Below are 22,847 nucleotides of genomic sequence, written 5' to 3'. Positions count from 1 at the left end.
ACGGTCTGTAAAGTCTCTCAGCGGTATTCGCCTGCACAGCCCCTCAATACATCGGCGTCCCGCCCGTGACCGGCACCAGCGCACCGGTCATGTAGCTGCCCTCCCGCGAGGCGAGGAGCACGTAGGCGGGGGCGAGTTCGGCCGGCTGGCCGGCGCGGCCGAGGGGCGTGTCGGCGCCGAGGGAGGCGATCTGCTCGGGGCTCTTCACGATGGGTTGGATCGGGGTCCAGACCGGGCCCGGGGCGACGCAGTTCACCCGGATGCCCTTCGGCGCCAGCAGGTTGGACAGGCCGATGGTCAGGCTCGCGATGGCGCCCTTGGTGGCGGCGTAGACCAGCATGGTCTTGTCGGCGATCTTGGCCTGCTGGCTCGTGGAGTTCACGATCGCCGAGCCCGGCTTCATGTGCGGCACGGCCGCCTGGGCGAGGTAGAGCATCGCGAAGACGTTGGCGCGGAACGACCCCTCGAGATCCTCCGGCGTCACGTCGTCGAGGTCCTCGTTGACCACCTGCGCGGCGGCGTTGTTCACGAGGATGTCGAGCCCGCCGAGTTCGGACACGGTGCGGGCGACGAGGTCGCGGCAATAGGTCGGGTCGCGCAGGTCGCCGGGCAGGAGCAGGACGCGCCGGCCCGCCTTGCGCACCCATTCGGCGGTGTCCTCGGCATCGGACTGCTCGACCGGCAGGTACGCGATCGCCACGTCGGCGCCCTCGCGGGCATACGCGATGGCCACGGCCCGGCCGATCCCGGAATCGCCGCCGGTCACCAGGGCGACGCGGTCGGTGAGGAGCCCCTTGCCGACGTAGCTCGTCTCGCCGTGGTCGGGGGCCGGACGCATCCGCGAGGTCAGGCCCGGCCGTTCCTGTTGCTGGTCGCCGGGAAAGGGCGGCCGCGGGCCGGCGTCGCGGGGATCGATGGTCATCGGCGTCTGAGGCCTTCCGGGGCTGTCTTCAACAAAAAGGGGCCCACCGGGCGGCGGGCCCCGGGACGATCAGGCGTCCGCGTCGTCGGCCTCGAGAATGGTCTCGAGGTCGCCCGTGAGGGCATCGAGCTGGTCGGGCGTCGCGCGGATCTTGAAGGTGGTTCCGTCCTCGGCCTCGACCGCGATCTCCACGTGATCGTCGACGCGTGCGGCCATGGCCTGCTTCAGGATGTAGGTCGTCACGTCCGGATTGGTCGTGTCCGTGGTCTTGTTCGTGGTCTTGGCCATGCTGCCGTCTCCTGATGGGCTCCCCGGCAACGCGGCAGGGCCCGGGTCGGATCTGCGACCAAAGCTCCCGCCGGGCGCCGCAGTCATCTACAGGCTCAGGCCCGACAGGGTGGCAGCGGCCTGGATCAGGGCCAGATGGGTCAGCCCCTGCGGCAGGTTGCCGAGATAGGTGCCGCTGACCGGGTCAGCCATCTCCGAATAGGTGCCGGAATTCCGGTCGAGGGCCTTCACCAGGGCCTCGAACGCGGCTTGCGCTTCCGCCGTCTCCCCGAGCAGGGCCCTGGCCTCCACGAGCCAGAAGGTGCAGGCGAGGAAGCAGCCCTCCTCCGCCTCGGCGCCGGTGTAGCGGTAGTGATAGGGGCCGCGTCCGAGTTCCCGGTCGATGGCCCGGCAGGTGGCCGCGAGGCGCTCGGGGTTGCCGAAGCGGAAGCGTACGGCCAGCGTCAGGGAGGCATCGAGCTTCTCCGTGCCGGGATACATGACGTAGGATTGCTTGGCCTCCGACCAGCAGTTCCGGTCGATCCAGTCCGCGACGCGGTCGCGGGCCCGGGCCCAGCGCTCGCGGCAGGTGCCCGGTAGGTGGCCGCCATCGGCGAGTTCCACCGCCCGGGCCAGCGCCTGCCAGCAGCTGATCTTGGAGCCGGTGTAGTGCTCGGCCTCCGGCAACTCCCAGATGCCCGCATCCTTGAGCTTCCAGGATTCGGCGCATTGGTCGGCGAGCTGGGCGAGCAGCGTCCCGGTGCGCAGATCGAGCATGTTGCCGTCGGCCACGAAGCGCTCGGCGGTCTCGAAGATGTCGCCGTAGATGCCGTGCTGGTGCTGGCCCGTGGCGGCGTTGCCGGTGCGCACGGGGCGCGAGCCGCGATAGCCCGGCAGGTCGATGTCCCGCTCGCCGGGCACGCAGCCGCCGTCGAGGGTGTAGAGCACCTGCGCCCCGTGCTCGCCGATGTGGCGCATCAGCCAGGACAGAGCCGCGTTGGCCTCGGCCTGCGCACCCAGGCGCAGGAAGGCCTTGATGACGTAGCCGGCATCGCGGATCCAGGCGTAGCGGTAATCGTAGTTCTTGGAGCCGCCGATGCCCTCGGGCAGGGAACTCGTGGCCGCCGCCGCGATGGCGCCGGTGGGCGAGTAGAGCAGCAGCTTCAGCGCGAGGGCGCTGCGCTCGACCTGCTCGGCATAGCGGCCCCGATAGGCGAGACGCTCGGTCCAGTCCCGCCATTCCTGGCACGAGACGTCGATGCGCCCGTCGATCTCGTCGATCGGCGCCACCACCAGGGGCTGGTTCTCGGCGGCCACGATGGCGACGACCTCGCGCTGACCCGCCCGCACCTCGACGGAGCCCGAGATGACGTGGTCGTTCTCCGTCTCGATCCGGATGCCGTCGCTGGTGCGGAACAGGCCCATCATGCCGGCCACGTGGAAGGCGGTGCCGTTGCTGTTGCCCGAGAGATAGGGGGCGGCCGTGTCGCCCCGCGTGCCGAAGACCAAGGCCACCCGGAAGCGCACGTGCCCCTCCAGACCCTCGATCCGGCGCGCGAGTTCCGCCCAGGGCAGGCGCCCGGCGGGGCCGCTGTTCAGGCTCTCGGTGAGGCGCGCGCGTCCGGTCTTCGTGGTGAAGACGGTCTCGTGGACGTTGCTGCCGTCGCGGTAGCCGATCTCGGCGGTGAAGGGCTCCTCCGGCGTGATCGCGAAGTAGCCGCCCTCCTCCGGGCTGAGCATGCGGTCGAACAGCGGCGGCGAGTCGAGATTGGGACAGCACCACCAGTCGATGGAGCCGTCGGCCCCCGAGAGTGCCACCGAGCGGCCCTCGCCGATCGCCGCGTAGCCCTCGATCGGGAGAAATCCGTCGGTGCGGCCGACGGCACCGCCCTCGCGGGGGAAAGGCTTCAGCACGGTGCGGGCGACCTCGGGTGGTGAGCGGACGATACCGGCCGGGGCCGGGCGTGGCGCCACGGGCCGTCCGCGCACGTCGCGCGTGTCCGAACCGAGCCGACCGGGATCCTCCGCGGGGGTCTCCTCGAACCCGCGCGGCGGGCGGCCGTTCCGGTCCCGGCTTGCTTCATGTTGACACGGCGGCCCGCGGGGCAGGGCGCTCGTGGCCGTGAGGCCCCATCGCCGTGCCCTTCCGCACGGCCAGAATGAACGCTCATTGACCAGTGAATGAACATTCAATACGACGATGGCGTCGAGTGGAGGATGCGATGCAGCGGACGCACGAGGATTTCCCGTTCGAGGCGCTGGTGCGGAAGGCGCGGGCGCTTCTCGCGCCCGAGCACCTGCTGCTCGGGGCCGTGCTGGTGCTCGGCTGGGCCGCGCTCATCGCCTGGACCGGCAACGGCCCGGTCGGCTGGCAGGCCCGCCTCTGCGCCGATGCGGACGCCTCGGTCGCCGCCTGCCGGGTGGTCGCGCCGTCGGCGGACGGACGGGTCTCCTGACCATGGCCTCGCCGGTCGGCACCCTCATCGACGCCCGCGCCAGCCAGGCCGCGCGCCGGGAACAGATCCTCGACGCCGCCTGCGCCTGTTTCGTGCGCAACGGGTTCCACCGCACCACGATGCAGGACCTCGCCCGCGAGGCCGGCATGACGGCGGGCAACTTCTACCACTACTTCCGCTCCAAGGAGGCGCTGGTCCTGGGCCTCGTGGAGCGGGAACGGATCAGCGGCGCCCAGCTGGTGACGCGCCTCCAGCAGGAGGGCGACCGGCGCGGCGCGTTGTTCGGCGTGCTCGGCCAGTATTTCGGCGCCCTGACCCGGGAGGCGGCGGTGCTGCGCCTGGAGATCTGGTCCGAGGGCACCCGCAACCCGGCCATCGCGGCGCTCACGGCGGAGACCGAGGCGGAGGCCCGGGCCTGGTTCGAGGAGACCTTCGCCGACCTCGCCACCGCTCCGGATTGCGATCCCGTCGCCCTCTACGCCCTGCTGGCGCCCCAGTTGAAGGGGATCGTCCTGAGCCGGGCCATCCTCCCCGATTTCGACACGGGTCTCGCCGTGGCGCAGCTCCAGGCCCTGATCGAGGCCGGGCTCGCCCTGGCGCTGCCGGCCTCCGCAGCTCTCGCCGGCCCGGCCAAGCCGCCGGCAGGCTCCACCCAGCCGCCGGCAGGCTCCACCCAGCCGCTGGCCGGCGCGGCCCAGCCGGTCAAGGCCGGCCTCGTGCCGACGATCAGCGTGGTCGGAGCCAGGCGGCGCGAGATCGTCGAGTCGGTGGTCGTCACCGGCACCCTGGTCCCGCGCGACGAAATCCTGGTGACGCCCGAGATCGAGGGCTACCGGGTCACCGAGGTGCTGGTGGAGGAAGGTGCCCGGGTGGCCCGGGGGCAGGTGCTCGCCCGTCTCTCGCGCGACCTCATCGACCGTCAGCTCGCCCAGCAGGCGGCCCTGGTGGAGAAGGCCGAGGCCGCCGTGCCCCAGGCCCAGAGCAGCATCGAGCAGGCGGAGGCCGCCGAGACCGAGGCGCGCCTCGCCTTCGAGCGGGTGCAGCAGCTCCTGAAGACCGGCAACGCCACCGCGGCCGTGATGGAGGGCCGCACCGCCAGCCTGCGCCAGGCCGAGGGCAAGCTCGCCTTCGCCCGCAACGGCCTGCGCATCGCCCGGGCCGACCTCGCCCAGGCCCGGGCCGTGCTGGAGGAACTGAACCTGCGCCTGGCCCGCACGGAGATCCGCGCGCCGGAGGCCGGCATCGTCAGTCGCCGCACCGCCCGGGTGGGCCTGGCCGCCTCCGCCTCGGCCGAGCCCCTGTTCCGCCTGATCGCCCGGGGCGAGATCGAACTCGAGGGCGAGGTCATCGAGACCAAGCTGCCGCAGCTGCGCGAGAACGCCCCGGCCTGGATCGACCTCGGCGACGGTGTCCGCCTGTCGGGCAGCGTGCGGACCGTCTACCCGGAGGTCGACCGGGCGACCCGCCTCGGCCAAGTCCGCGTCCGCCTGGAGCCGGATCCGCGCCTGCGCATCGGCACCTTCGCGCGGGGCGCCGTCGAGCTCGCCCGGACCCGCGGCGTGACCGTGCCGCAGGCCTCCGTGCTCTACGGCGGGGGCAAGCGCAGCTCCGTCCTCGTGGTCGCCGACGACGTGGTCGAGGCCCGCGAGGTCCGCACCGGCCTGTCCGACGACGACGACATCGAGATCCGCGCCGGACTCGCCGACGGCGAGCGCGTGGTGGCCCGCGCCGGCAGCTTCCTGCGCGACGGCGACCGGGTCCGCCCGGTGGCGCTGGCCGTGCCGGAGCCGGCCGTGGCCGCCGCCCCCTCCCCGCGCGAGACCGCCGAGGCCGGGACGCCCTGACCGGGCGCCGCCTCGTCTCCCGATCCGAACCCCCCATCGAGCCGACGCATGCGCCTGAATATCTCCGCCTGGGCGATCCGCCACCCGATCGCGCCGCTCGTGCTGTTCCTGGTGCTGATCGTGCTTGGTCTCGTCAGCTTCCGCAGCCTCGCGGTGACGCGGATGCCCAACGTCGACGTGCCGATCGTCTCGGTGACGATCACGCAGAGCGGGTCGGCCCCCGCCGAGCTGCAGACGCAGGTCACGAAGTGGGTCGAGGATTCCATCGCCGGGGTGCGCGGGGTCAAGCACATCACCTCGGCCATCACCGAGGGCTCCTCCGTCACCACGGTGGAGTTCCGCCTGGAGGTGAACACCGACCGGGCCGTCAACGACGTCAAGGACGCGGTCTCCAAGATCCGCATCAACCTGCCCCGCACCATCGACGAGCCGGTGATCCAGCGCGTCGAGATCACCGGCCTGCCGATCCTGATCTACGGCGTGACGTCGCCCGGCATGACGCCGGCCGAGCTGTCCTGGTTCGTGGAGGACAAGGTCGCCCGCTCGCTCCAGGGCGTGAAGGGCGTCGGCGGCGTCGAGCGCGTCGGCGGCGTCGCCCGCGAGATGCGCGTCACCCTGCTCCCCGACCGCCTGCTGGCGCTGGGCATCACGGCGGCCGACGTGAACCGTCAGCTGCGCCTGACCTCCGCCGACATGGCGGGCGGCCGCGGCGAGGTCGGCGGGCGCGAGCAGTCGATCCGGACGCTGGCCGCCTCGCGCTCGCTGCGCGACCTCAAGGCCACCTCCATCGTGCTTTCCGGGGGCCGCAAGGTCCGCCTCGACGAACTGGCGACGCTGGAGGATGCCATCGAGGAGCCGCGCACCTTCGCGCGCTTCAACGGCGAGCCGGTGGTCGCCTTCGCGGTCTCGCGCGGCTCGGGCGCCAGCGACGCCGAGGTCGCGGCCGGTGTCGAGACGCGCATCGCCGCGTTCAAGACCGCCTATCCCGACATCCGGTTCGAGACCATCGACTCCTCGGTGGCGGCCACCATCGGCTCCTACGATTCGGCGATGCACACCCTGATCGAGGGGGCGGCGCTCGCCGTGCTGGTGGTGTTCCTGTTCCTGCGCGACTGGCGCGCGACGCTGATCGCCGCGATCGCCCTGCCGCTCTCGGTCTTCCCGACCTTCTGGGCGATGGACGCGATGGGCTTCACCCTGAACGGCATCAGCCTGCTCGCCATCACGCTGGTCACCGGCATCCTCGTCGACGACGCCATCGTGGAGATCGAGAACATCGTCCGGCACATGCGGCTCGGCAAATCACCCTACCGCGCCGCCATCGAGGGCGCCGACGAGATCGGGCTCGCGGTCATCGCCATCACGGCGACCCTGATCGCGGTGTTCGCACCGGTCTCCTTCATGGGCGGCATCGCGGGCCGCTACTTCATGCAGTTCGGCCTCACCATCGCGGTCTCGGTGTTCATGTCGCTGCTGGTCGCGCGCCTGATCACCCCGATGCTGGCCGCCTACTTCCTGCGCGACCACGACCACGAGGAGGCGAAGGAGGGCTCGGTAATGCGCGCCTATGGCCGCGTCGTCGGCTGGTCGGTGCGCCACCGCGTCGTTACGCTGATCGTCGGCCTCGCGCTGTTCGCCGGCTCGCTGGCCTCCACCGGCCTCCTGCCCTCGGGGTTCGTGCCGAAGCAGGACAATGCCCGCACGCTGTTCATGGTCGAGCTCGCGCCCGGCGCCCGCCTGCCCGACACCGTCGCGGTCTCGGACCGGGTGGTGGCCCGCATCCGGGCCCTGCCCGAGGTGGTCTCGGTCTTCGTCGACGGCGGCCGCCAGGCCGGCGGCAAGAAGGAGACCCGGCTCGCCACCCTGATCGTCAACCTGACGCCGAAGAATCAGCGCTCCGCCAAGCAGGCCGCCATCGAGACCGAGATCGCCGGCCTGCTCGCCCAGGAACCCGACATCCGCTCTTGGACCCTGCGCGACGGCGGCCAGCGCGACCTCGCTCTCGTGGTCGGCGGACCCGATGTCGACGTAGTCACCGAGGTCGCCGCCCGGCTCCAGCGCGACATGGCGGCGATCCCCCACCTGGTCTCGGTGATGTCGACGGCCCCCCTCAACCGCACGGAGGTCCGCATCCGGCCGAAGGCGGGGGCGGCGGCCGATCTCGGCGTCTCCACCGACGCCATCGCCGAGACCGTCCGGGTGGGCACCATCGGCGACATCGGGCTGAACCTGGCGAAGTTCAACGCGCCCGACCGGCAGGTGCCGATCCGGGTGCAACTGCCGGAAAGCGCCCGCGGCGCGGTCTCGCGTCTCGAGAACCTCAAGGTGCCGGCCAAGAACGGCGCCGCCGTGCCGCTGGCGGCCGTCGCCGACATCGAGCTCGACCAGGGGCCCGGCGCCATCGAGCGCTACGACCGCGTGGTGCGCGTGGCCGTGGAGGCCAACATGGAGGGCTCCGACGCCCTCGGCTCCCTCATCGCCCAGGCGCTGGAGACCCCCACGGCCAAGACCCTGCCGCCGGGCGTTACCATCCGGCAGACCGGCGACGCCGAGATCATGGGCGAGGTGTTCTCGGGCTTCCTCATGGCGATGGGGGCCGGGATCATGATGGTCTACGCGGTGCTCGTGCTGCTGTTCGGCTCGTTCCTGCAGCCGCTGACCATCCTGTTCTCGCTGCCCCTCTCCATCGGCGGCGCGATCCTCGGCCTGCTGATCCTGAACATGCCGATCTCGATGCCGGTGGTGATCGGCATCCTGATGCTGATGGGGCTGGTGACGAAGAACGCCATCATGCTGGTGGACTTCGCCGTGGAGGAGATGGCCCGCGGCGTCGACCGGGTCACCGCCATCGTGGATGCCGGCCGCAAGCGCGCCCGGCCCATCGTGATGACCACCATCGCCATGGCGGCCGGCATGGTGCCCTCCGCCATGGCGCTGGGCATCGGCGGCGAGTTCCGCGCGCCGATGGCGGTGGCGGTGATCTCGGGCCTGATCGTCTCGACCCTGCTCTCGCTGGTCTTCGTGCCGGCGGTGTTCCTGCTCATGGACAGCCTCGGCGCCGTCCTCGGCCGGCTCCTCGGCCCCTTCGTCGGCGCGACGGACGAGGCGCCCCTCCCCGTCCCCCACGCCTGAGGTCACGCGGGGCGCCCCCGGGCAAGGGGCGCCCCGCGACGGATCAGTCGATCCGGTCGCTGCGGCGCAGCTGGGCCGGCAGGGCGAACAGGCTGATGGCGGCGGCCGCGAGGCAGAGCCCGGCGATCACCCAGATGGCCGGTGTGGTCGATCCGGTCAGGTCCTTGACCCAGCCCACCATGACCGGGCTGACGATGCCGCCGAACTGCCCGAGGGTGTTGATCAGGGCGATGCCGCCGGCGGCGCCGACCCCGGTGACGAGCTTCGGCGGCAGGGTCCAGAAGGTCGGGATCGAGGCGACGATCCCGGTGCCGACGAGGCAGAGGGCCAGCATCAGCGGCACGATCTGCCGGTCGAACAGGCCGGCGGCGAAGAAGCCCAGGGCCGCCGCGATGGCGAGGCCGGCCACGAATTTCGGTCGGTTCCCGGAGGCGTCGGACAGCCGCCCGATCACCACCATGCTGATCGCCCCGCAGATGTAGGGCAGCGCCGCCAGGAGCCCGACCAGGCCGGTGCTGGCACCGCTCGCCGTCCGGATCAGGTCCGGCCCCCAGAAGTTCAGGCCGTAGGAGCCGATCTGGAGCAGGAAGTAGATCAGCCCGACCTTGAGGAAGCCGGGGCTGCGGATGGCGCCCAGGAGCGAGTGGTCGCCGATCCCGCGGTTGGCCTCGGCGATCTGGCTCGCCACCAGGCTCTTCTCGGAGTCGGTGAGCCAGCGGGCATCGGTGACGCGGTCGTCGAAGCGGCGCATCACCAGGGCGCCAAGGAGCAGGCAGGGCAGGCCGCCGGCAAGGAACAGCCACTGCCATCCGGCCAGTCCCGCGACGCCGTTGAGGCCGCTCAGGATCAGCCCCGAGACCGGGGCGCCGACGATGCCCGAGAAGGCCGAGGCCACGAACAGCATCGAGGTGATGCGCCCGCGGCGCGAGGCCGGAAACCACAGGGTCAGGTAGTAGAGGATGCCGGGGGCGAAGCCCGCCTCCATGGCGCCGATGAGGAAGCGCAGGGCGTAGAAGTGCCATTCCTGGGTGATGAACACCATGGCGGCGGTGGCGAGCCCCCAGGAGATCATGATCCGGGCGATCCAGCGCCGGGCGCCGACCCGGTACAGGATCAGGTTCGAGGGCACCTCGAAGATGACGTAGCCGACCACGAACAGGCTCGCGCCGAGGCCGTAGGCGGTGTTGCTGAAGCCGAGGTCGCTCTGGAGCTGGAACTTGGCGAAGCTGATGTTGATGCGGTCGAAGAAGGCGAACAAGTAGCAGACCATGATCAGCGGCATCAGCCGCCAGGCGATCTTCCGGTAGGTGGCGGCTTCGCGGGTCTCTGCGGGCGCGCCGAGGGCGGCCGGAGCGGCGAGGGTCATGGTGTCTCTCCCTGGAGGCGTCTCGATGGCGCGCCGCCCTTATCCGGGCGGTCTTGCGGGTTCTGCCGATCTTGCGTGTTGGGCTTGTCTTGCGTCGAACCCCCGCCTCAGGCCGCGATCCCGGGCGGCGGCGGGTGGAGGTCGCCGGGGCGCCCGGCCTGGGCCACCTGCCCCGGGACGGGATGGCCGACGAGGGCCGGCAGCCCGCGCGACAGGGCGATCAGCCCGTCGAGGTCGAGGCCGGTGGGGATGCCCATCTCGTGGGCCATGCTCACGAGGTCTTCGGTGCAGATGTTGCCGGTGGCCCCCGGGGCGAAGGGGCAGCCGCCGAGGCCGCCGAGGGCCGCGTCGAAGCGCCGGGCGCCGGCCGCCCGCGCCGCCAGCACGTTGGCGAGGCCGAGGCCGCGGGTGTTGTGGAAGTGGAGCGTCAGCGCCTCGGCCGGGACGAGCCGGAGGGCGCGGGCCACGAGGTCGCCGACCTGGCGCGGGTTGGCCATGCCGGTGGTGTCGGCCAGCGTGATGCCGTCGATCCCGAGGGCGCGGTAGCACGCGACGATGTCGAGGACCCGCTCCGCCGGCTGGCCGCCCTCGAAGGGGCAGCCGAAGGCGGTGGCCACCGTCGCGTTGAGGCGCACGCCGGTGCCGCGCGCCGCCGCGACGATCCGCGCGAAGGCGTCGAGGGAGGCCTCGCGGGTCAGGCCCATATTGGCGCGGTTGTGGGTCTCGCTCGCCGACATGACGAGGTTGAGCTCGTCGGCGCGGGCCGCGAGCGCCCGTTCGGCGCCCTTCAGGTTCGGCACCAGGGCGACGTAGAGCGTGCCCGGGCGCCGGGTGATCCGGGCCAGCACCTCGGCGGCGTCGCGCAAGGCGGGAACCGCCTTGGGCGAGACGAACGAGGTCGCCTCGATCCGGCTGAAGCCCGCCGCCGAGAGGGCGTCGATCAGCGCGACCTTGTCGGCGGTCTCGACGAAGGCGGGCTCGATCTGTAGGCCGTCGCGGGGCGCGACCTCCTGGACGATCAGGGGCGTCTCGTCGCCCGGGCTTCCGGTCCCGCTGCGCCTCAGGCCGCCGCTCACGCCACCGCTCCCGTGGTCCGCAGGGCCGCGATCGCCGCTGCGTCGTAGCCGAGATCCGCCAGCACCGCGTCGGTGTGGGCGCCGAGGGCCGGACCGGACCAGCGCACCTCTCCGGGGGTCTCGGAGAGCTTGGGCACGATGCCGGGCATCTTCACCGCCGTGCCGCCGGGCAGCGCGGTCGGCAGGATCATGTCGCGGGCCTGGTAGTGCGGGTCGGCGACGATGTCGGCCACCGAGTAGATCCGGCCGGCGGGGACCTGCGCCGCCTCCAGGGCCTCCAGCGCATCGGCGATGCTGCGCGCGCCCGACCAGTCCGCGATGGCCGCGTCGAGCCGCGCGGCCTGGGCCGAGCGGCCGTCGTTGCTGCGCAGGGCTGGGTCGTCGGCGAGGTCGGGCCGGCCGATCGCCCGCATCAGGCGCCGGAAGATCGGGTCGCTGTTGCCCGCGATGACGACGTAGCCGCCATCCTGGGTCGGGTAGGTGTTCGAGGGCGTGATGCCCGGCAGGGCGCCGCCCGTCCGGGTGCGGACCTCGCCGAGGAGGTCGTATTCCGGGACGAGGCTCTCCATCACGTTGAAGACGCTCTCCACCAGCGAGACGTCGATGACCTGGCCCTTGCCGCCGGCGGTCTTGACGTGGAGGAGCGACATCAGCGCGCCGATGACCCCGTGCAGGGAGGCCAGGGTGTCGCCGATGCTGACGCCGACGCGGGCGGGCGGGCTGTCCGGATGGCCGGTGGTGAAGCGCAGGCCGCCCATCGCCTCGCCGATGGCGCCGAAGCCCGGCCGGTCGCGGTAGGGACCGGTCTGGCCGTAGCCGGAGATCCGGACCATGACGAGGTTGGGGTTGAGGGCGGAGAGGTCCGCCCAGCCCAGCCCGAGCTTCTCCAGCCCCCCGGGGCGGAAATTCTCGATGACCACGTCGGCGCTGGTGGCGAGCGCCCGCACCACCGCGGCGCCCTCCGGCGCCTTCAGGTCGACGGCGATGGACTTCTTGTTGCGGGACTGGAGGTACCACCAGAGGGAGGTGCCCTCGTGCAGCTTGCGCCACTTGCGAAGGGGATCGCCCTCCCCCGGTGCCTCGACCTTGATTACCTCGGCACCGAACTCCGCCATCAGGCGGGCGGCGAAGGGGGCGGCGATGAGCTGTCCGAGTTCGAGAACGCGGATTCCGGCGAGCGGTCCGGCCATGAACGGTTCCTCCGGTGGTCTGTCGGCGACGGTCTTCTCGGATCGTCTTCCTGCCCATCGATAGCCGCGCAGGGCCGGCGAAGGCCAACCGTCTTTCGGCGACGACCGTTCGCGTCCGGAGAACGCTTCGCGGCTCAGACCGCGTCGGCGGTGAGGCTCGCGACGAGGAGGCTCGCCGCCGGGGAGCGTTCGCCGGGGCGGGAGACGATGCGCAATTCGCGCTGGGCCCAGGGGTCGGTGAGGGGGATCGCGGCGAGGTCCATGGCGCTTCCCAGGAGGGCGAAGACCCCGAGGGGCACCACGCCGAGCCCCATATCGGCCTGGGCCATGCGCAGGACCGCGTCGAAGCCCGGCACGTGGACGCGCAGGCGCAAGGGGCGGCCGATGCTCTGCGCCTCGCCGCGCACGCTGGCATAGATCGAGCTCTCGGCGTGCAGCCCAACGAAGTCGTGGTCGAGGGTGTCCCGGAAGGCGAGTGCGGGCCGGTCCGCCAGGGGATGGTCGTGGCGCATGACCACGACGAGGCTGTCGCGGCGGTAGAGCACGCTGGTCAGGTCCCGGGCCGGGATACTGCCGGAGCAGATGCCGAGCTCGGCAAGGCCCGCCTCGACGCCGGCCACCACGCCGCCGCTCGGGCGCTCCTCCAGGCTGATCTTGATGGCCTCCTGGCGCGCCAGGAAGGCGCGCAGGTCCTCGGGCAGGAACTGCACGATAGCCGACAGGTTGGCGAACATCCGCACGATGCCCCGGACGCCCTTGGCGTGCTCGGCGAGCTCCACCACGATCTGCTCGACGTCGTGCAGCATGCGCCGGGCGTGATGGAGCAGGGTCTCCCCGGCCGGGGTCATCACCATGCCCCGCGCCTGGCGCGTCATCAGCTGGACGCCGAGACTCTGCTCCAGCTCGACCAGGCGCTTGCTGACGGCGGAGGGGGCGATCGCCGCCCGCCGGGCCGCCTGGGTCAGGGTGCCGTCCTCGCACATCGCCACGAACAGGCGCAGCGTCGTCGGATCGAGGCGCCGCAGGAGCGTCGGGGCCAGCATGTCCATCCCTCTCACCGGCCCCGACCGGCGCGGACTGCACCCCGGGGCTCCGGCGAGACTACAGCGCCGGACGGCCCGACGGACCAGCCCGGCGGCGGCAGATCGGCGCGTCCGTCTCCGAAGGCCCGGAGAACCGGCCTCCGGGGCCGATGGGTCGGCCTCGGGCCAGCGGACGGCGCCGGCGACGCCCCAAACGCCCGGGCCGTCGGCGACTACGGGGCCGCGCGAATCCCCCATGCAGACCTCAGCCCCGCCGCGGGCGACCGCGATGGGGAGGCCTGTCGTGGTGCGCAGCACCGGGTCGAGGCGGGTCGTCCTGAGGAAGCCGATGCCCCTGGCGCGACAGCCCCACCCCGGTGAGGGTCAGCGCCTGGGGCACGGTGGGCCGGCCGAGCCGGAGCGGTTCGCGTCCGGGCACGGGCCGGGAGAGCCGCAGGACGGCGGTGTCGAGGGACAGGGCTGCAGGCGGGAAGACGCGGACGGCAGGTCGTCCGGGAGGGCGTCGCAGCGGGCGAGCGCCGCGACCCGGTCGGTCCGCGTGCTCGGGCGGGCCCCTTCGGACCGGACGACCGCCGAGGCGACGGAATCGTCCCGCACGCCATGGCCGGCGGTGCGGACGAGGTCCGGGGGGTGACCACGCCGGCGCAGCGGTTCGGGCCGATCGCGACCGCGTGGCGGCGGCCGACGCTCGCCCTGCCTTTTCGGGGTCTCCCGCTTCGGCTTCCCGCTCTGCCCCACGACCTCGACACGTCGCTGCCCCTGAACGACGGGCGCTGCCGGACCCCGACGGATCTCGGCCGCCACGACGCGGCCCCTCGCGCCGCCCGCAGTGCCGGAGGTTCCCGCGCCGCCGACGTTCCCGGCGCCACCCTCCGAACGCCCAAGGGGGCGGACAGAGGCCCCGGAGAGGTGAAGGCGCTGCCCGGGTGGGAATGAGCGCGCCATCGCGGGCCCTGCGATGGGTCTCGGCCGCGACACTCTTCCGTAGATCAGGGCTTCGGGTAATGCTTCGGATTCTCTACCCCTTCGCAAGCATCCTGCCCTGGATGATCGCGATATCCGGCGTCAGACCCAGCATGATCCGTCAAAAGCGACTTATTCGATCCTGATGCTGATCGGAGACGATCATACTTTTTGACTATATATTTTCTAGGATCGCTATGATCTAATATCAAATGTTGATCTTCGGTGGCGACTTCAGAGGGGCACGTGTTCGGATCTTTTATCCGCAAGTTCGAACCTCGTTTCAGTCTTTCGGATGCGGACCGGGACGCTCTCGAGCAGGCCAACGTTCACGGCCGCTTCGTCGGTCCCCGGACGGACATCGTCTCGGAGGGCGACGTTCCGGATCACCTCCACATCATTCGCAGCGGACTGGCCTGCCGCTGCAAATTCCTGCCGGACGGGACCCGGGTCATCCTCGCCTTCCTCATTCCGGGGGATGTCTGCGATCTCAACGTGCCGATCATCGGTGCGCTCGACCATTCCATCGCGACGCTCACCCTGTGCGAGGTGGCGCGGGTCCCGCACGACGTTCTGGGCCGGCTCACGGCCAGCTATCCGTCGCTGGATCACGTCCTTCGCTGCGCCGCGCTGGTCGATGAGGCGATCCTGCGCGAGTGGTTGCTCGTCGTGGGGCATCGCCCGGCCGACAGGCGGCTCGCGCATGTCTTCTGCGAACTTCTGGTGCGCTTCCAATCCGTCGGGCTGGCGACCGGGAACGGGTACGAGCTTCCCCTCACGCAGGTCGACCTGAGCGATGCGCTCGGATTGTCGCCCGTTCATGTGAACAGGACGCTCGGGAGCCTGAAGCGCCGGAGGCTGATCGCCCTCGACGGCAAGCGGGTGGCCATCCCCGATGTCGAAGCGCTCAAGGACTTCGCGATGTTCGACCCGGCCTACCTGCACCTCGCGCCCGAGGCGAACGCACCGCGTGTGGCGTAGGCCGTCGGCCCGCGATGCCGCGGCCGTCCGGAGGCATGACGCCACCGCCGGCGCCTGTTTGGAGAGGCCCAGACACCAGCGGTAGCGGCTGTCACCATGGACAGCTTGCCGACCATGATCCGCGGTCTTTCGCTTGCATTGCGATGGATCAATGCCGCCCGGCGGCGTGCTGAACAGGATTCGCGTCCGGTGATCGCGCTCCTTCGAGGCCTTCCCGCACGTACGAGCCGTCGCGGCTCTTCGGGGCCTGTGCGGAGGGATCCATGCCTCGGTACTTCTTCGACATCTACGACGGACACACCGAGCGCGACGATGTCGGCACGGAATTCGCGGGTCCGCGGGAAGCCGTCCTTCATGCCAAGCGCATCCTGCCCGAGATCGCGATCCACGAAGGTTGGGCGGACGGACATTGCCAAGCCTTCACGGTGCTGGTGACGGACGACGAGGGCCATCCGGTGTATTCGGCCGCCCTGTGTTGCATCGGAACCTGGTTGCTTCGCTGATCGCCGGTCAGGGCCCCCCGTCACGCCGGGGAAGCCCCGGCTGCGTCCGGCGCCGGCCGGGGCCGGGTTGGCGAAACGCCGCGCCAGGGACAGGGCGCCCGGGTCAGGTGACGTAACGGTCGGTGGCGTAGAAGCCGGGGTTCGAGCGGACGAAGTCGATCATCCGGCAGAGGCCGTCATCGATCGACATCCGCGGCGCCCAGCCCATGGCGCGGCGCGCCAGACCGTTGTCGGAGATCAGCTTGAGCACTTCGCTCTGCTCCGGCCGCATCCGCTGCGCCTCGGTCACGATCGGCTTGTCGACACCCATCAGTTCGAGGATGCGGTGGGCGAACCAGCCGACCGAGTAGGTCTCGCCCGTGCCGAGATTGATCGTCATCCCCTCGATGCCCGGCTGCGAGCCGGCCGCGAGGAAGCCCGCCACCGTGTCGGAGACGTAGGTCATGTCGCGCTCCGGCGTCAGGGAGCCGAGACGGATCTCGTCCCGGGCGAAGGCCTGCGAGATGATGGTCGGGATGAAGGCGCGGGCACTCTGGCGCGGCCCGTAGGTGTTGAAGGGCCGCAGGGTCACCACCGGCAGCTCGAACGAGCGGGCATAGCTCTCGGCGAGCTTGTCGGCGGCGATCTTGGAGGCGGAATAGGGAGACTGCCCCTGGAGCGGGTGGGTCTCGTCGATCGGCGTGCGCAGGGCCGTCCCGTAGACCTCCGAGGTGCTCGTATGGACGATCCGCCCGACGGCGCTGCGGCGCCCGGCCTGGAGCACGTTCAGGGTGCCCTCGATGTTGGCGCGGACGTAGCTGCGCGGTGCCTCGTAGGAATAGGGAATCGCGATCAGGGCGCCGAGGTGCAACACGACGTCCAGGCCCTCGAGGGTCTGGTAGATGAAGTCGCTGTCCTCGATGTTGCCGAAGGCCACCGTCATCGCGGCCCGAACCTCGGGGTCGAGGAAGTCGAGGTTGCCGACTCGGGCGCCGGAATTGTAGCGCACGATCGCCGTGACCTCGGCGCCGGCCCGCACCAGGGCGTCCACGAGGTGGCTGCCGATGAATCCGCCGGCGCCGGTCACCGCGACCCGCTTGCCCTGCCATGCTGTTCCGTCCATCTCATGCTCCCCAACGGCTTTCCCGAAACACAGTTTCAAGTAGTTCAGCGCACGGTCAGGATCTGCGCAATCGACACAAACGGATTAGGAAGCTTTCAGCGGGATTTCGGGCGTGGGCCGAAGGATGCTCAGCGCTCAGCACGGGCGTGCGGCTCGCGCAGGACCCGGTCGAGCAGGATCTGCCCGACGTAGGGGCGGTGCCCGAGGGCGCGTTCACGGGTGTAGATCTCGCGAATGGTCGCGCTGTCCTCGGCGTCCCAGTAATCCAGGCTGAGGATCGGCACCGGCGGCTCCGCCTCGGCGAGGGGGCGCAGGGCCTGCCGGTGCGGGTCGAGTTCGCGGGGCTCCGTCCAGCGGTAGCCGTTCGCTGGGGCGTCGTAGGTCGTCAGCAGGCTCTCGGCGACGACCCCGTCGACCTGCCCGATGAGCTCGGGCAGCAGGGCGTAGCCGCGATTCATCAGCAGCATCCGGTCGGGATGGCGCCGGCGGATGGTTCGGACGAGGTCGATGGCGGCCGAGCGCATGCCGGCATAGCGCTCGGGGTCGGTCTGCTCGAGATGGGGCGGGGTGTCGAGGGTGTCGAAGAACAGCCCGGAGAACCCGCGCTCCAGCAGAGCCGGAATCGCGACGTCCAGGATCAGGGCACGCCAGGCGGGCCGGCGCACGTCGCACAGCACGGTGTCGGGCCAGTTCGGGTTCTCGCCGAGGAGGAGATCCGGGTCGTCGAGCTGCGCGAACAAGGGATTCGTGCGCTTGATCTCGCCGAGGCTGAGATAGCCGAGCACCTCGGTTCCGAGGTCCCGCATCGGCGTCAGGGGGCTCTTGAAGCCCGGATCGAGCACGACGAGGTCGAAGCCCTCGAATGCGACCGGCTCCAGGTCTTCGCCGTAGAACAGCGTCCAGGCCAGATGGGGGTGGCGGAGCCGGTCGCGCGCGCGGGCCGGCCGGTCGAGGAGCAGGCCCGCGGCTCCGAGGCCGGCGAGCAGCCGCAGGACGCTTCGGCGCAGGATATTGGGGCGCAGGATGCTTGGGCGCCCGACGCTGCGGCGTCCATCGGCGGGATCACGCATCGCTCGACCTTCTGAATCGGAAGTAGCGGCGAACCGGCCGGGCCCGTGCCTCGGCCGGCCGCAGGGACGTGTTGTTGGTGACGAAGGCATGGAAATGCAGCCAGGGCAGCTCGTGGGCGAGGAGCGTCACCGCGAGGAGGAACGTGAGGGCCGAGGCGAACAGGTTGCCGTATCCGAAGAACGGGAATCCGAGGGGCAGGAGGGCGGCGGTGAGCGTTCCGTTCAGGATGCAATACGTCGCCGAGACCGCGAGGGCGTGGCGGCGCAGGTCGAAGTAGAGCAGGAAGATGAAGCAGAAGGAGGCGCTGGTCTGGAACACCATTCCGACCAGGGCCGCCCGCAGGATGCCCATCTGGCTCGCCCGCAGTCCGAGGGGTTCGATCGCCACGTAGGAGACCAGGATGGCGATGAGGGCGACGGCCGCGAGGGCGATGAACAACCCGGACAGCTTGGCCATGACGAAGCGCGACAGGCGTGCCTGCTTTCGCGCGAGGTCGCGACGGCTGACCCCGTGGGCGAGGCTGCCGTAGAAGGCGCGGCTCAGGCGGAAGAAGTTGGTCTCCACGTGGACGAAGAACACCGCCAGGATGGGGATCGACGCGAGCTGCGCCCAGAACATCGGCGTGTCGTAGTTCGGCATGGTCCGGAAGGCGCCGCCCACCGTGGTCACGCCGACGGGCGCGGCGACCCACATGATGAGCTTGTCGACCCAGAGGCCGAGGGCGCAGGTGAGCCCGATCAGCGGCAGGTCCCAGTGCGTGCGCAGGGACCGCGCCAGCGCGGCATCGGGCACGAGCGCCACCCCGTATTCCTGCAGCAGGCGGCGGGCGAGGACGAGGTCGACGACCGTCAGCCCGATGTTGAAGGCCGTGAGGAGCCGGAGCGGCTCGCTGCTCGGGGCGATCGCGATGAGCGCGACCATGACGGCCGCACCGGCGCCGAAGGCCACGGCGACGATGACGTGGCTCCGGATCGCGCCCATGAAGGGGATCAGGAGCCAGGCCGCGCCCATCAGCAGCAGGTTCTGCAGACCGGCCACCGTATCCGGGCCGGGCAGGTCCGCCGCGAACAGGTAGAGCGGGCCGGCGACGACGAGGGCCGCGGCGGCGAACAGGGCCTGCGCGGCGACGAACGCGTAGGTGACGCTCGTGTCGCGCTTCAGCCAGACCTGGTCCGAGACGAAGCGCGTGCAGACGAAGGCGATCGGGCCGGTGAGAATCGCCGAGATCAGGGCGTTGTAGATGATGACCGAGCGGAAGAGCGGCAGTCCGGGACAGTCGTCGGTGGGACAGGCGGCGAGATCGATGCCGCCGATCGCCAGGACCGTGAAGATCCACGGACCCGCCACCAGCAGGGCCGCGTAGACGTAGGCTCCGGCGGTGCTGGTCAGGGAGCGCCCCTGCGTCATGCGCTCGAGGGCGAAGCCTAGGCCGGCCATGGAATCCTCCCGATCTCCGCCGCCGGACCGTCATCCCGCAGGGATTGAGAGCTTCGGGGGGCTGGTGGATCGAGCGAGGCCGGGTCGAGCGAGGCATAAAGCGCCTCGTAGAGCCCGACGACCCGGTCCTGATCGAACACCGTACGGATGCGCGCGCGCAGGCTCCGGCCCATGCGCGCCCGCAGGTCGCCGTCGCGCAGGAGGCGCGCGAGGGCATCGGCCGTCGCCTGCGGGTCGCAGGCGCGCACGACGAATCCGCCCGCCGTGTCGGAGTCGGGCCCGTCCGGTCCTTCGAGGATCTCGCGGCACGAGCCGACATCGGTCGTCACCGCGGGCACGCCGGCAGCTCCCGCCTCCAGGATCGACAGGGGCTGGGCCTCGCTGATGCTGGTGAGGGCGATGACGTCGGTCTGTCCGAAATAGGTCTTCACGTCCCGAACCCGGCCGAGGAACCGGACGGTGTTCTGCAGGCCGAGCTGGCGCACCAGGGCCCGGCACTCGGCCGCGTAGGCGGGATCCTCGTCCTCGGGCCCGATGATGATCGCGTCGACGTCGGGGACCTGACGGCGCAGCAGGCCGGCAGCCTCGATGAAGGTGCGGATGTCCTTGATCGGGACGAGGCGGCCGACCAGGAGGACGGTGGGGCGGCGCGGCTGCGGACCGTGCGGGATGTCGGCGAACTGGTCGAGGCGGATGCCGTTCGGGATCATGCGCAGCTTCGCCTCGGCTGCCCCGTCCTCGATCTGGTAGAGCTGGTTGGTCCGGAACTGCGTCGTGATGAGGTCGGCGACGTCATAGGTGATCCGCGCCATGGCGTTGAAGGCGTTCAGCCAGACCCGTCGCAGCTCGGGAGCCGTGCCGGTGACGTCGAACCCGCCCGCGCCGGACTCGTAGATCCAGTCGGCGACGGAGAGCTCGATCCGGCGCTCGTTGGTGTAGATGCCGTGCTCGGTCACCACGAAGGGCCGCCCCGTGAGGGCCTTGGCCCGGGCCCCGAACAGTCCCGGATAGCCTGTCGAGATGGCATGGTAGATGCGGGCCGGCGGGATCGGCGCGGTGGCGATCGCGATGAGGCTGCGGGCCAGGAAGCGCCAGGTCCAGAAGAAATCGACGAGGGGCGCCCCGGGGAGCATCTCCTCGTAGATCCGTTCGAGCGCGGTCCAGGCCGGGCGCGAATCGAGCAGGGCCCGCTGCCGGAGATCGCACCGGTCGAGCTCCCGGACGCACCGGACCCAGGCCTGCGCGCCCCCATCGGTGAGGACGGCCTGCAGGTCCCGGATCAGCGGCGCGATCGCTTCCCGCCCCCGCAGGAGCGGCAGGCGTCCCGGCGGGCAGGCGTCGATGGGCACGTCGACGATGCGCTCGACGTTCGCCGGAAGGTCGAACTTCCGGGTCCGTTCCTGGTCCGAGGTCGTGAAGGCCACGAGGCTGAAGCGCTTGTCCGGAAAGCTGCGGATGAAGCTGTCGGTCCAGGAGGAGACGCCGCCGAGGAGGTAGGGGTACCCGCCCTCCACGAGCAGGCACACGTCCGATGGGCCGGAGGCGGTCTGCGTGCTCACGGCAGGGCCTCCCGCGGGAGGGGCGGGGTCGGAGCGCCGCTCTCGGCCTCGATGGCGGCCAGCAGCGCCCGGGCGGCCGTGTTCTCCGGTTCGGCCGCCAGGGCCTGGCTCGCGGCGACGCGGGCGGCTGCCATCTCCGTGCGGGCCTGCAGGGCCTCCGTCAGGCCCGACTCGGCGTAGGCGCGGCGCGCCGCCGCGAGGGCGAGCCAGGGGCCGGCCGCGCCCGGGGCCTGGGCGACGGCCACCTCCAGGGCGATGAGGTCCCGGGTGAAGCGGGTCTGGAGCTTGGCGAGGACCGTCGAGGCCAGCACGCGCACGGAGGCGTCGCTATCCTGGAGCGCGGCGCGGATCACATGGGTCAGGCACGGATCGAAGCGCCGCCCCACGATCGCCAGCGCCTCGAACTTGGCTTCCTTCGCGCCGCCATCGAGGATGTCCGCCAGGGGCACCACACTGCTGGCCTTGCCGACCCGGAGACGCCCATCGCGCAGGTCGCTGCTGAGCCGGCCGCAATCCGTTCGCGGGTCGAGATGACCCTCCGTCTCGAGCCAGGTTCCGAAAGCCTCGGCCGGTCGCGGAGGCGCCGCGCCGCGATCGAGGAGGGCGAGGCCGATCGCCAGGAGGGTGCCGAAGGGACCGCCGATGAAGGTCCAGAGGGTGAGGTGCGCCAGCCGCGCCGCCTCGCCCGGTGCCTGAGCGTCCTGCAGGGTGCGCAGGCCGAGGATCAGGCACAGGCCGACATGCCCCGCGAGGACGACGACGGGACCTACGAGGGCATGGAGCAGCGCCGCGGCGAGGGCGAGCTCCCCGAGCGCCGTGGCGAGGGCGACCACGGTCGGGGAACGGGGGACGCGAAGGTGCGCGTCCCAGGCGGTCCGGGGCCGCGCGGCGGCGAGCGGATCCGGAACGTCGATCAGCATCGCTCCGCCCCGGCCACTAGGCTCCCCATGGCCAGCGCCAGGTCCAGCGCGCGCGGCGCGGCTTCGGCGAGGGTCTGGTTGGGCAGCAGGCCCTCGATCAGGAGCAGGCCGCGCGGGCCCGGGGCGCCGTGGGCCGGAAGGGCGACGGCGAGGACCGCGCCGTCCGGCAGTCTCCGGGCATCCGCGGCGCGATCCCGGCGCCAGAGCCGGTCCGGCGCCTGCGCGACGGCTTGGGCCAGCATGCCATCGATGGCCGGTGCGGTGTCCCGGTCGCGCGCTCCGCCCTCCGCGACCGTGGCCAGGGGGGCGAGGCCCCGGGGCGTGGCCGCGTAGACCGTGAGTCGAGAGGCTCCCACGAGCCGGCGGCCCAGCTCCGCCAGGCTCGTCGCCAGGCGGAGGCCATCCTCGGCGTCCAGGCAGGCGAAGGCCTTGCTCACGCTGCCGAGGGTGCGGGTCTCGGCGGCGAATCGGAGTTCGAGGCGACCGATCTCCGCCATGGCGGCGGAGAGGCCCCGGCCGAGGCTGTCGGCCTCGTCGAGGGCGTCGTCCCGCTGCTGGCGCAACTCGGCCGCGTGGAAGATGTGGAGGCTGCGCAACCCGCCGAGGACCAGGGCGCAGGCCAGCCACGCCGTCGGCTCGGCGACGACCTGGCGTGAGTAGGCGTAGTAATCCTGGGTCGCGAGCTGCGAGGGCAGTGCCGAGCTGTACAGCGCCAGGGTCGCCACCAGGGTGGCGAAGACGCCGCCCGCGAGGCCGTACTGCGCCGAGATCAGGATGACTGGGATCCAGAACGGCCGGGGTGTCATCCAGGCGTAGCGGCTGCCGTCGAAGACCAGGTGGTCGATCAGGACCAGGAGCAGGACGAGGCCGATGGCCTCCGGGACGTAGCGCCGCCATCCCAGCAACGGGCTGGACCGATCCTGATCCGATGCGCCCCGCTCACCCGCCGCCGCAGTCGTCACCGCATGGCCTCCTACAGGCATCCGCGGCAGGCCATCGAAGTCGATCGCCGGCG

18 protein-coding genes and 1 pseudogene are annotated in these 22,847 nt (G+C 71.3%); 6 read left to right on the top strand and 13 right to left on the bottom strand.

Annotated features, from left to right (window positions below; translation table 11 throughout):
- Positions 1-43: 43 nt before the first annotated feature.
- From AC6EUL_RS04055 to AC6EUL_RS04045, 3 genes are all read right to left on the bottom strand, one after another.
- The gene (locus AC6EUL_RS04055) at positions 44-922 is read right to left on the bottom strand and encodes an SDR family oxidoreductase (protein ID WP_499868990.1); all 879 of its coding nucleotides are present in this window, start codon (positions 920-922) and stop codon (positions 44-46) included.
- 69 nt (positions 923-991) lie between these two features.
- Positions 992-1,210, bottom strand: a complete 219-nt coding sequence (locus AC6EUL_RS04050; protein WP_056270138.1) for a hypothetical protein — start codon at positions 1,208-1,210, stop codon at positions 992-994.
- An 87-nt stretch (positions 1,211-1,297) separates the two neighbouring features.
- On the bottom strand, positions 1,298-3,178 hold the full coding sequence (locus tag AC6EUL_RS04045; RefSeq protein ID WP_499868988.1) for a glycoside hydrolase family 15 protein: 1,881 nt from the start codon (positions 3,176-3,178) through the stop codon (positions 1,298-1,300).
- Between the two features lie 233 nt (positions 3,179-3,411).
- Here AC6EUL_RS04045 and AC6EUL_RS04040 point away from each other — a divergent pair, with 233 nt between their 5' ends.
- From AC6EUL_RS04040 to AC6EUL_RS04025, 4 genes and pseudogenes are all read left to right on the top strand, one after another.
- Entirely contained in the window at positions 3,412-3,645 is a 234-nt protein-coding gene (locus AC6EUL_RS04040) for a hypothetical protein (protein WP_056215530.1), read from the top strand.
- 2 nt (positions 3,646-3,647) lie between these two features.
- Positions 3,648-4,262, top strand: a pseudogene (locus AC6EUL_RS04035) (TetR/AcrR family transcriptional regulator); the annotation flags it as partial.
- The gene (locus AC6EUL_RS04030; RefSeq protein WP_499869094.1) at positions 4,239-5,489 is read left to right on the top strand and encodes an efflux RND transporter periplasmic adaptor subunit; all 1,251 of its coding nucleotides are present in this window, start codon (positions 4,239-4,241) and stop codon (positions 5,487-5,489) included. The pseudogene AC6EUL_RS04035 and the gene AC6EUL_RS04030, both read left to right, overlap by 24 nt.
- A gap of 48 nt (positions 5,490-5,537) precedes the next feature.
- A complete protein-coding gene (locus AC6EUL_RS04025) occupies positions 5,538-8,621 on the top strand; it encodes an efflux RND transporter permease subunit (RefSeq protein WP_499868986.1) in 3,084 nt (1,027 codons plus the stop codon).
- A gap of 43 nt (positions 8,622-8,664) precedes the next feature.
- Here AC6EUL_RS04025 and AC6EUL_RS04020 read toward each other — a convergent pair whose 3' ends face one another.
- From AC6EUL_RS04020 to AC6EUL_RS04005, 4 genes are all read right to left on the bottom strand, one after another.
- Complete coding sequence (locus tag AC6EUL_RS04020; protein WP_499868984.1) at positions 8,665-9,987, bottom strand: MFS transporter; 1,323 nt, start codon at positions 9,985-9,987, stop codon at positions 8,665-8,667.
- Positions 9,988-10,094: 107 nt separating this feature from the next.
- Positions 10,095-11,063 carry a hydroxymethylglutaryl-CoA lyase gene (locus AC6EUL_RS04015; protein WP_499868983.1) on the bottom strand — a complete coding sequence of 323 codons (969 nt, stop codon included), beginning with the start codon at positions 11,061-11,063 and terminating at the stop codon, positions 10,095-10,097.
- Positions 11,060-12,253, bottom strand: a complete 1,194-nt coding sequence (locus AC6EUL_RS04010) for a CaiB/BaiF CoA transferase family protein (protein ID WP_056349023.1) — start codon at positions 12,251-12,253, stop codon at positions 11,060-11,062. Before AC6EUL_RS04010 ends, AC6EUL_RS04015 begins: the two co-directional genes overlap by 4 nt.
- A gap of 134 nt (positions 12,254-12,387) precedes the next feature.
- Positions 12,388-13,296 carry a LysR family transcriptional regulator gene (locus AC6EUL_RS04005; RefSeq protein ID WP_056379339.1) on the bottom strand — a complete coding sequence of 303 codons (909 nt, stop codon included), beginning with the start codon at positions 13,294-13,296 and terminating at the stop codon, positions 12,388-12,390.
- A gap of 1,209 nt (positions 13,297-14,505) precedes the next feature.
- On the opposite strand from AC6EUL_RS04005, the gene AC6EUL_RS04000 reads away from it, so the two are divergent.
- Both AC6EUL_RS04000 and AC6EUL_RS03995 read left to right on the top strand, forming a co-directional pair.
- Positions 14,506-15,240 carry a Crp/Fnr family transcriptional regulator gene (locus tag AC6EUL_RS04000; RefSeq protein ID WP_056270124.1) on the top strand — a complete coding sequence of 245 codons (735 nt, stop codon included), beginning with the start codon at positions 14,506-14,508 and terminating at the stop codon, positions 15,238-15,240.
- A 263-nt stretch (positions 15,241-15,503) separates the two neighbouring features.
- Positions 15,504-15,743, top strand: a complete 240-nt coding sequence (locus AC6EUL_RS03995) for a DUF6894 family protein (RefSeq protein WP_056215557.1) — start codon at positions 15,504-15,506, stop codon at positions 15,741-15,743.
- Positions 15,744-15,846: 103 nt separating this feature from the next.
- On the opposite strand, the gene AC6EUL_RS03990 is transcribed toward AC6EUL_RS03995, so the two are convergent.
- From AC6EUL_RS03990 to AC6EUL_RS03965, 6 genes are all read right to left on the bottom strand, one after another.
- A complete protein-coding gene (locus AC6EUL_RS03990) occupies positions 15,847-16,845 on the bottom strand; it encodes a GDP-mannose 4,6-dehydratase (RefSeq protein ID WP_082501118.1) in 999 nt (332 codons plus the stop codon).
- A gap of 128 nt (positions 16,846-16,973) precedes the next feature.
- Positions 16,974-17,915, bottom strand: coding sequence for a glycoside hydrolase family 191 protein (locus tag AC6EUL_RS03985; protein WP_499868981.1), 942 nt, complete (start codon positions 17,913-17,915; stop codon positions 16,974-16,976).
- Positions 17,908-19,353, bottom strand: a complete 1,446-nt coding sequence (gene pelG / locus AC6EUL_RS03980) for an exopolysaccharide Pel transporter PelG (RefSeq protein ID WP_056270118.1) — start codon at positions 19,351-19,353, stop codon at positions 17,908-17,910. The genes AC6EUL_RS03985 and pelG overlap by 8 nt, the downstream gene beginning before the upstream one ends.
- A complete protein-coding gene (gene pelF, locus AC6EUL_RS03975) occupies positions 19,341-20,912 on the bottom strand; it encodes a GT4 family glycosyltransferase PelF (RefSeq protein ID WP_499868979.1) in 1,572 nt (523 codons plus the stop codon). The genes pelG and pelF overlap by 13 nt, the downstream gene beginning before the upstream one ends.
- The gene (locus AC6EUL_RS03970; RefSeq protein WP_499868977.1) at positions 20,909-21,832 is read right to left on the bottom strand and encodes a hypothetical protein; all 924 of its coding nucleotides are present in this window, start codon (positions 21,830-21,832) and stop codon (positions 20,909-20,911) included. Before AC6EUL_RS03970 ends, pelF begins: the two co-directional genes overlap by 4 nt.
- On the bottom strand, positions 21,826-22,737 hold the full coding sequence (locus AC6EUL_RS03965) for a hypothetical protein (RefSeq protein ID WP_499868975.1): 912 nt from the start codon (positions 22,735-22,737) through the stop codon (positions 21,826-21,828). The genes AC6EUL_RS03970 and AC6EUL_RS03965 overlap by 7 nt, the downstream gene beginning before the upstream one ends.
- Positions 22,738-22,847: the final 110 nt, after the last annotated feature.

It is taken from the genome of Methylobacterium sp. 001424705 (assembly GCF_059816145.1).
The sequence above is the reverse complement of the archived record's forward strand: the minus strand, read 5'-3'. Positions and strand labels throughout refer to the sequence as shown.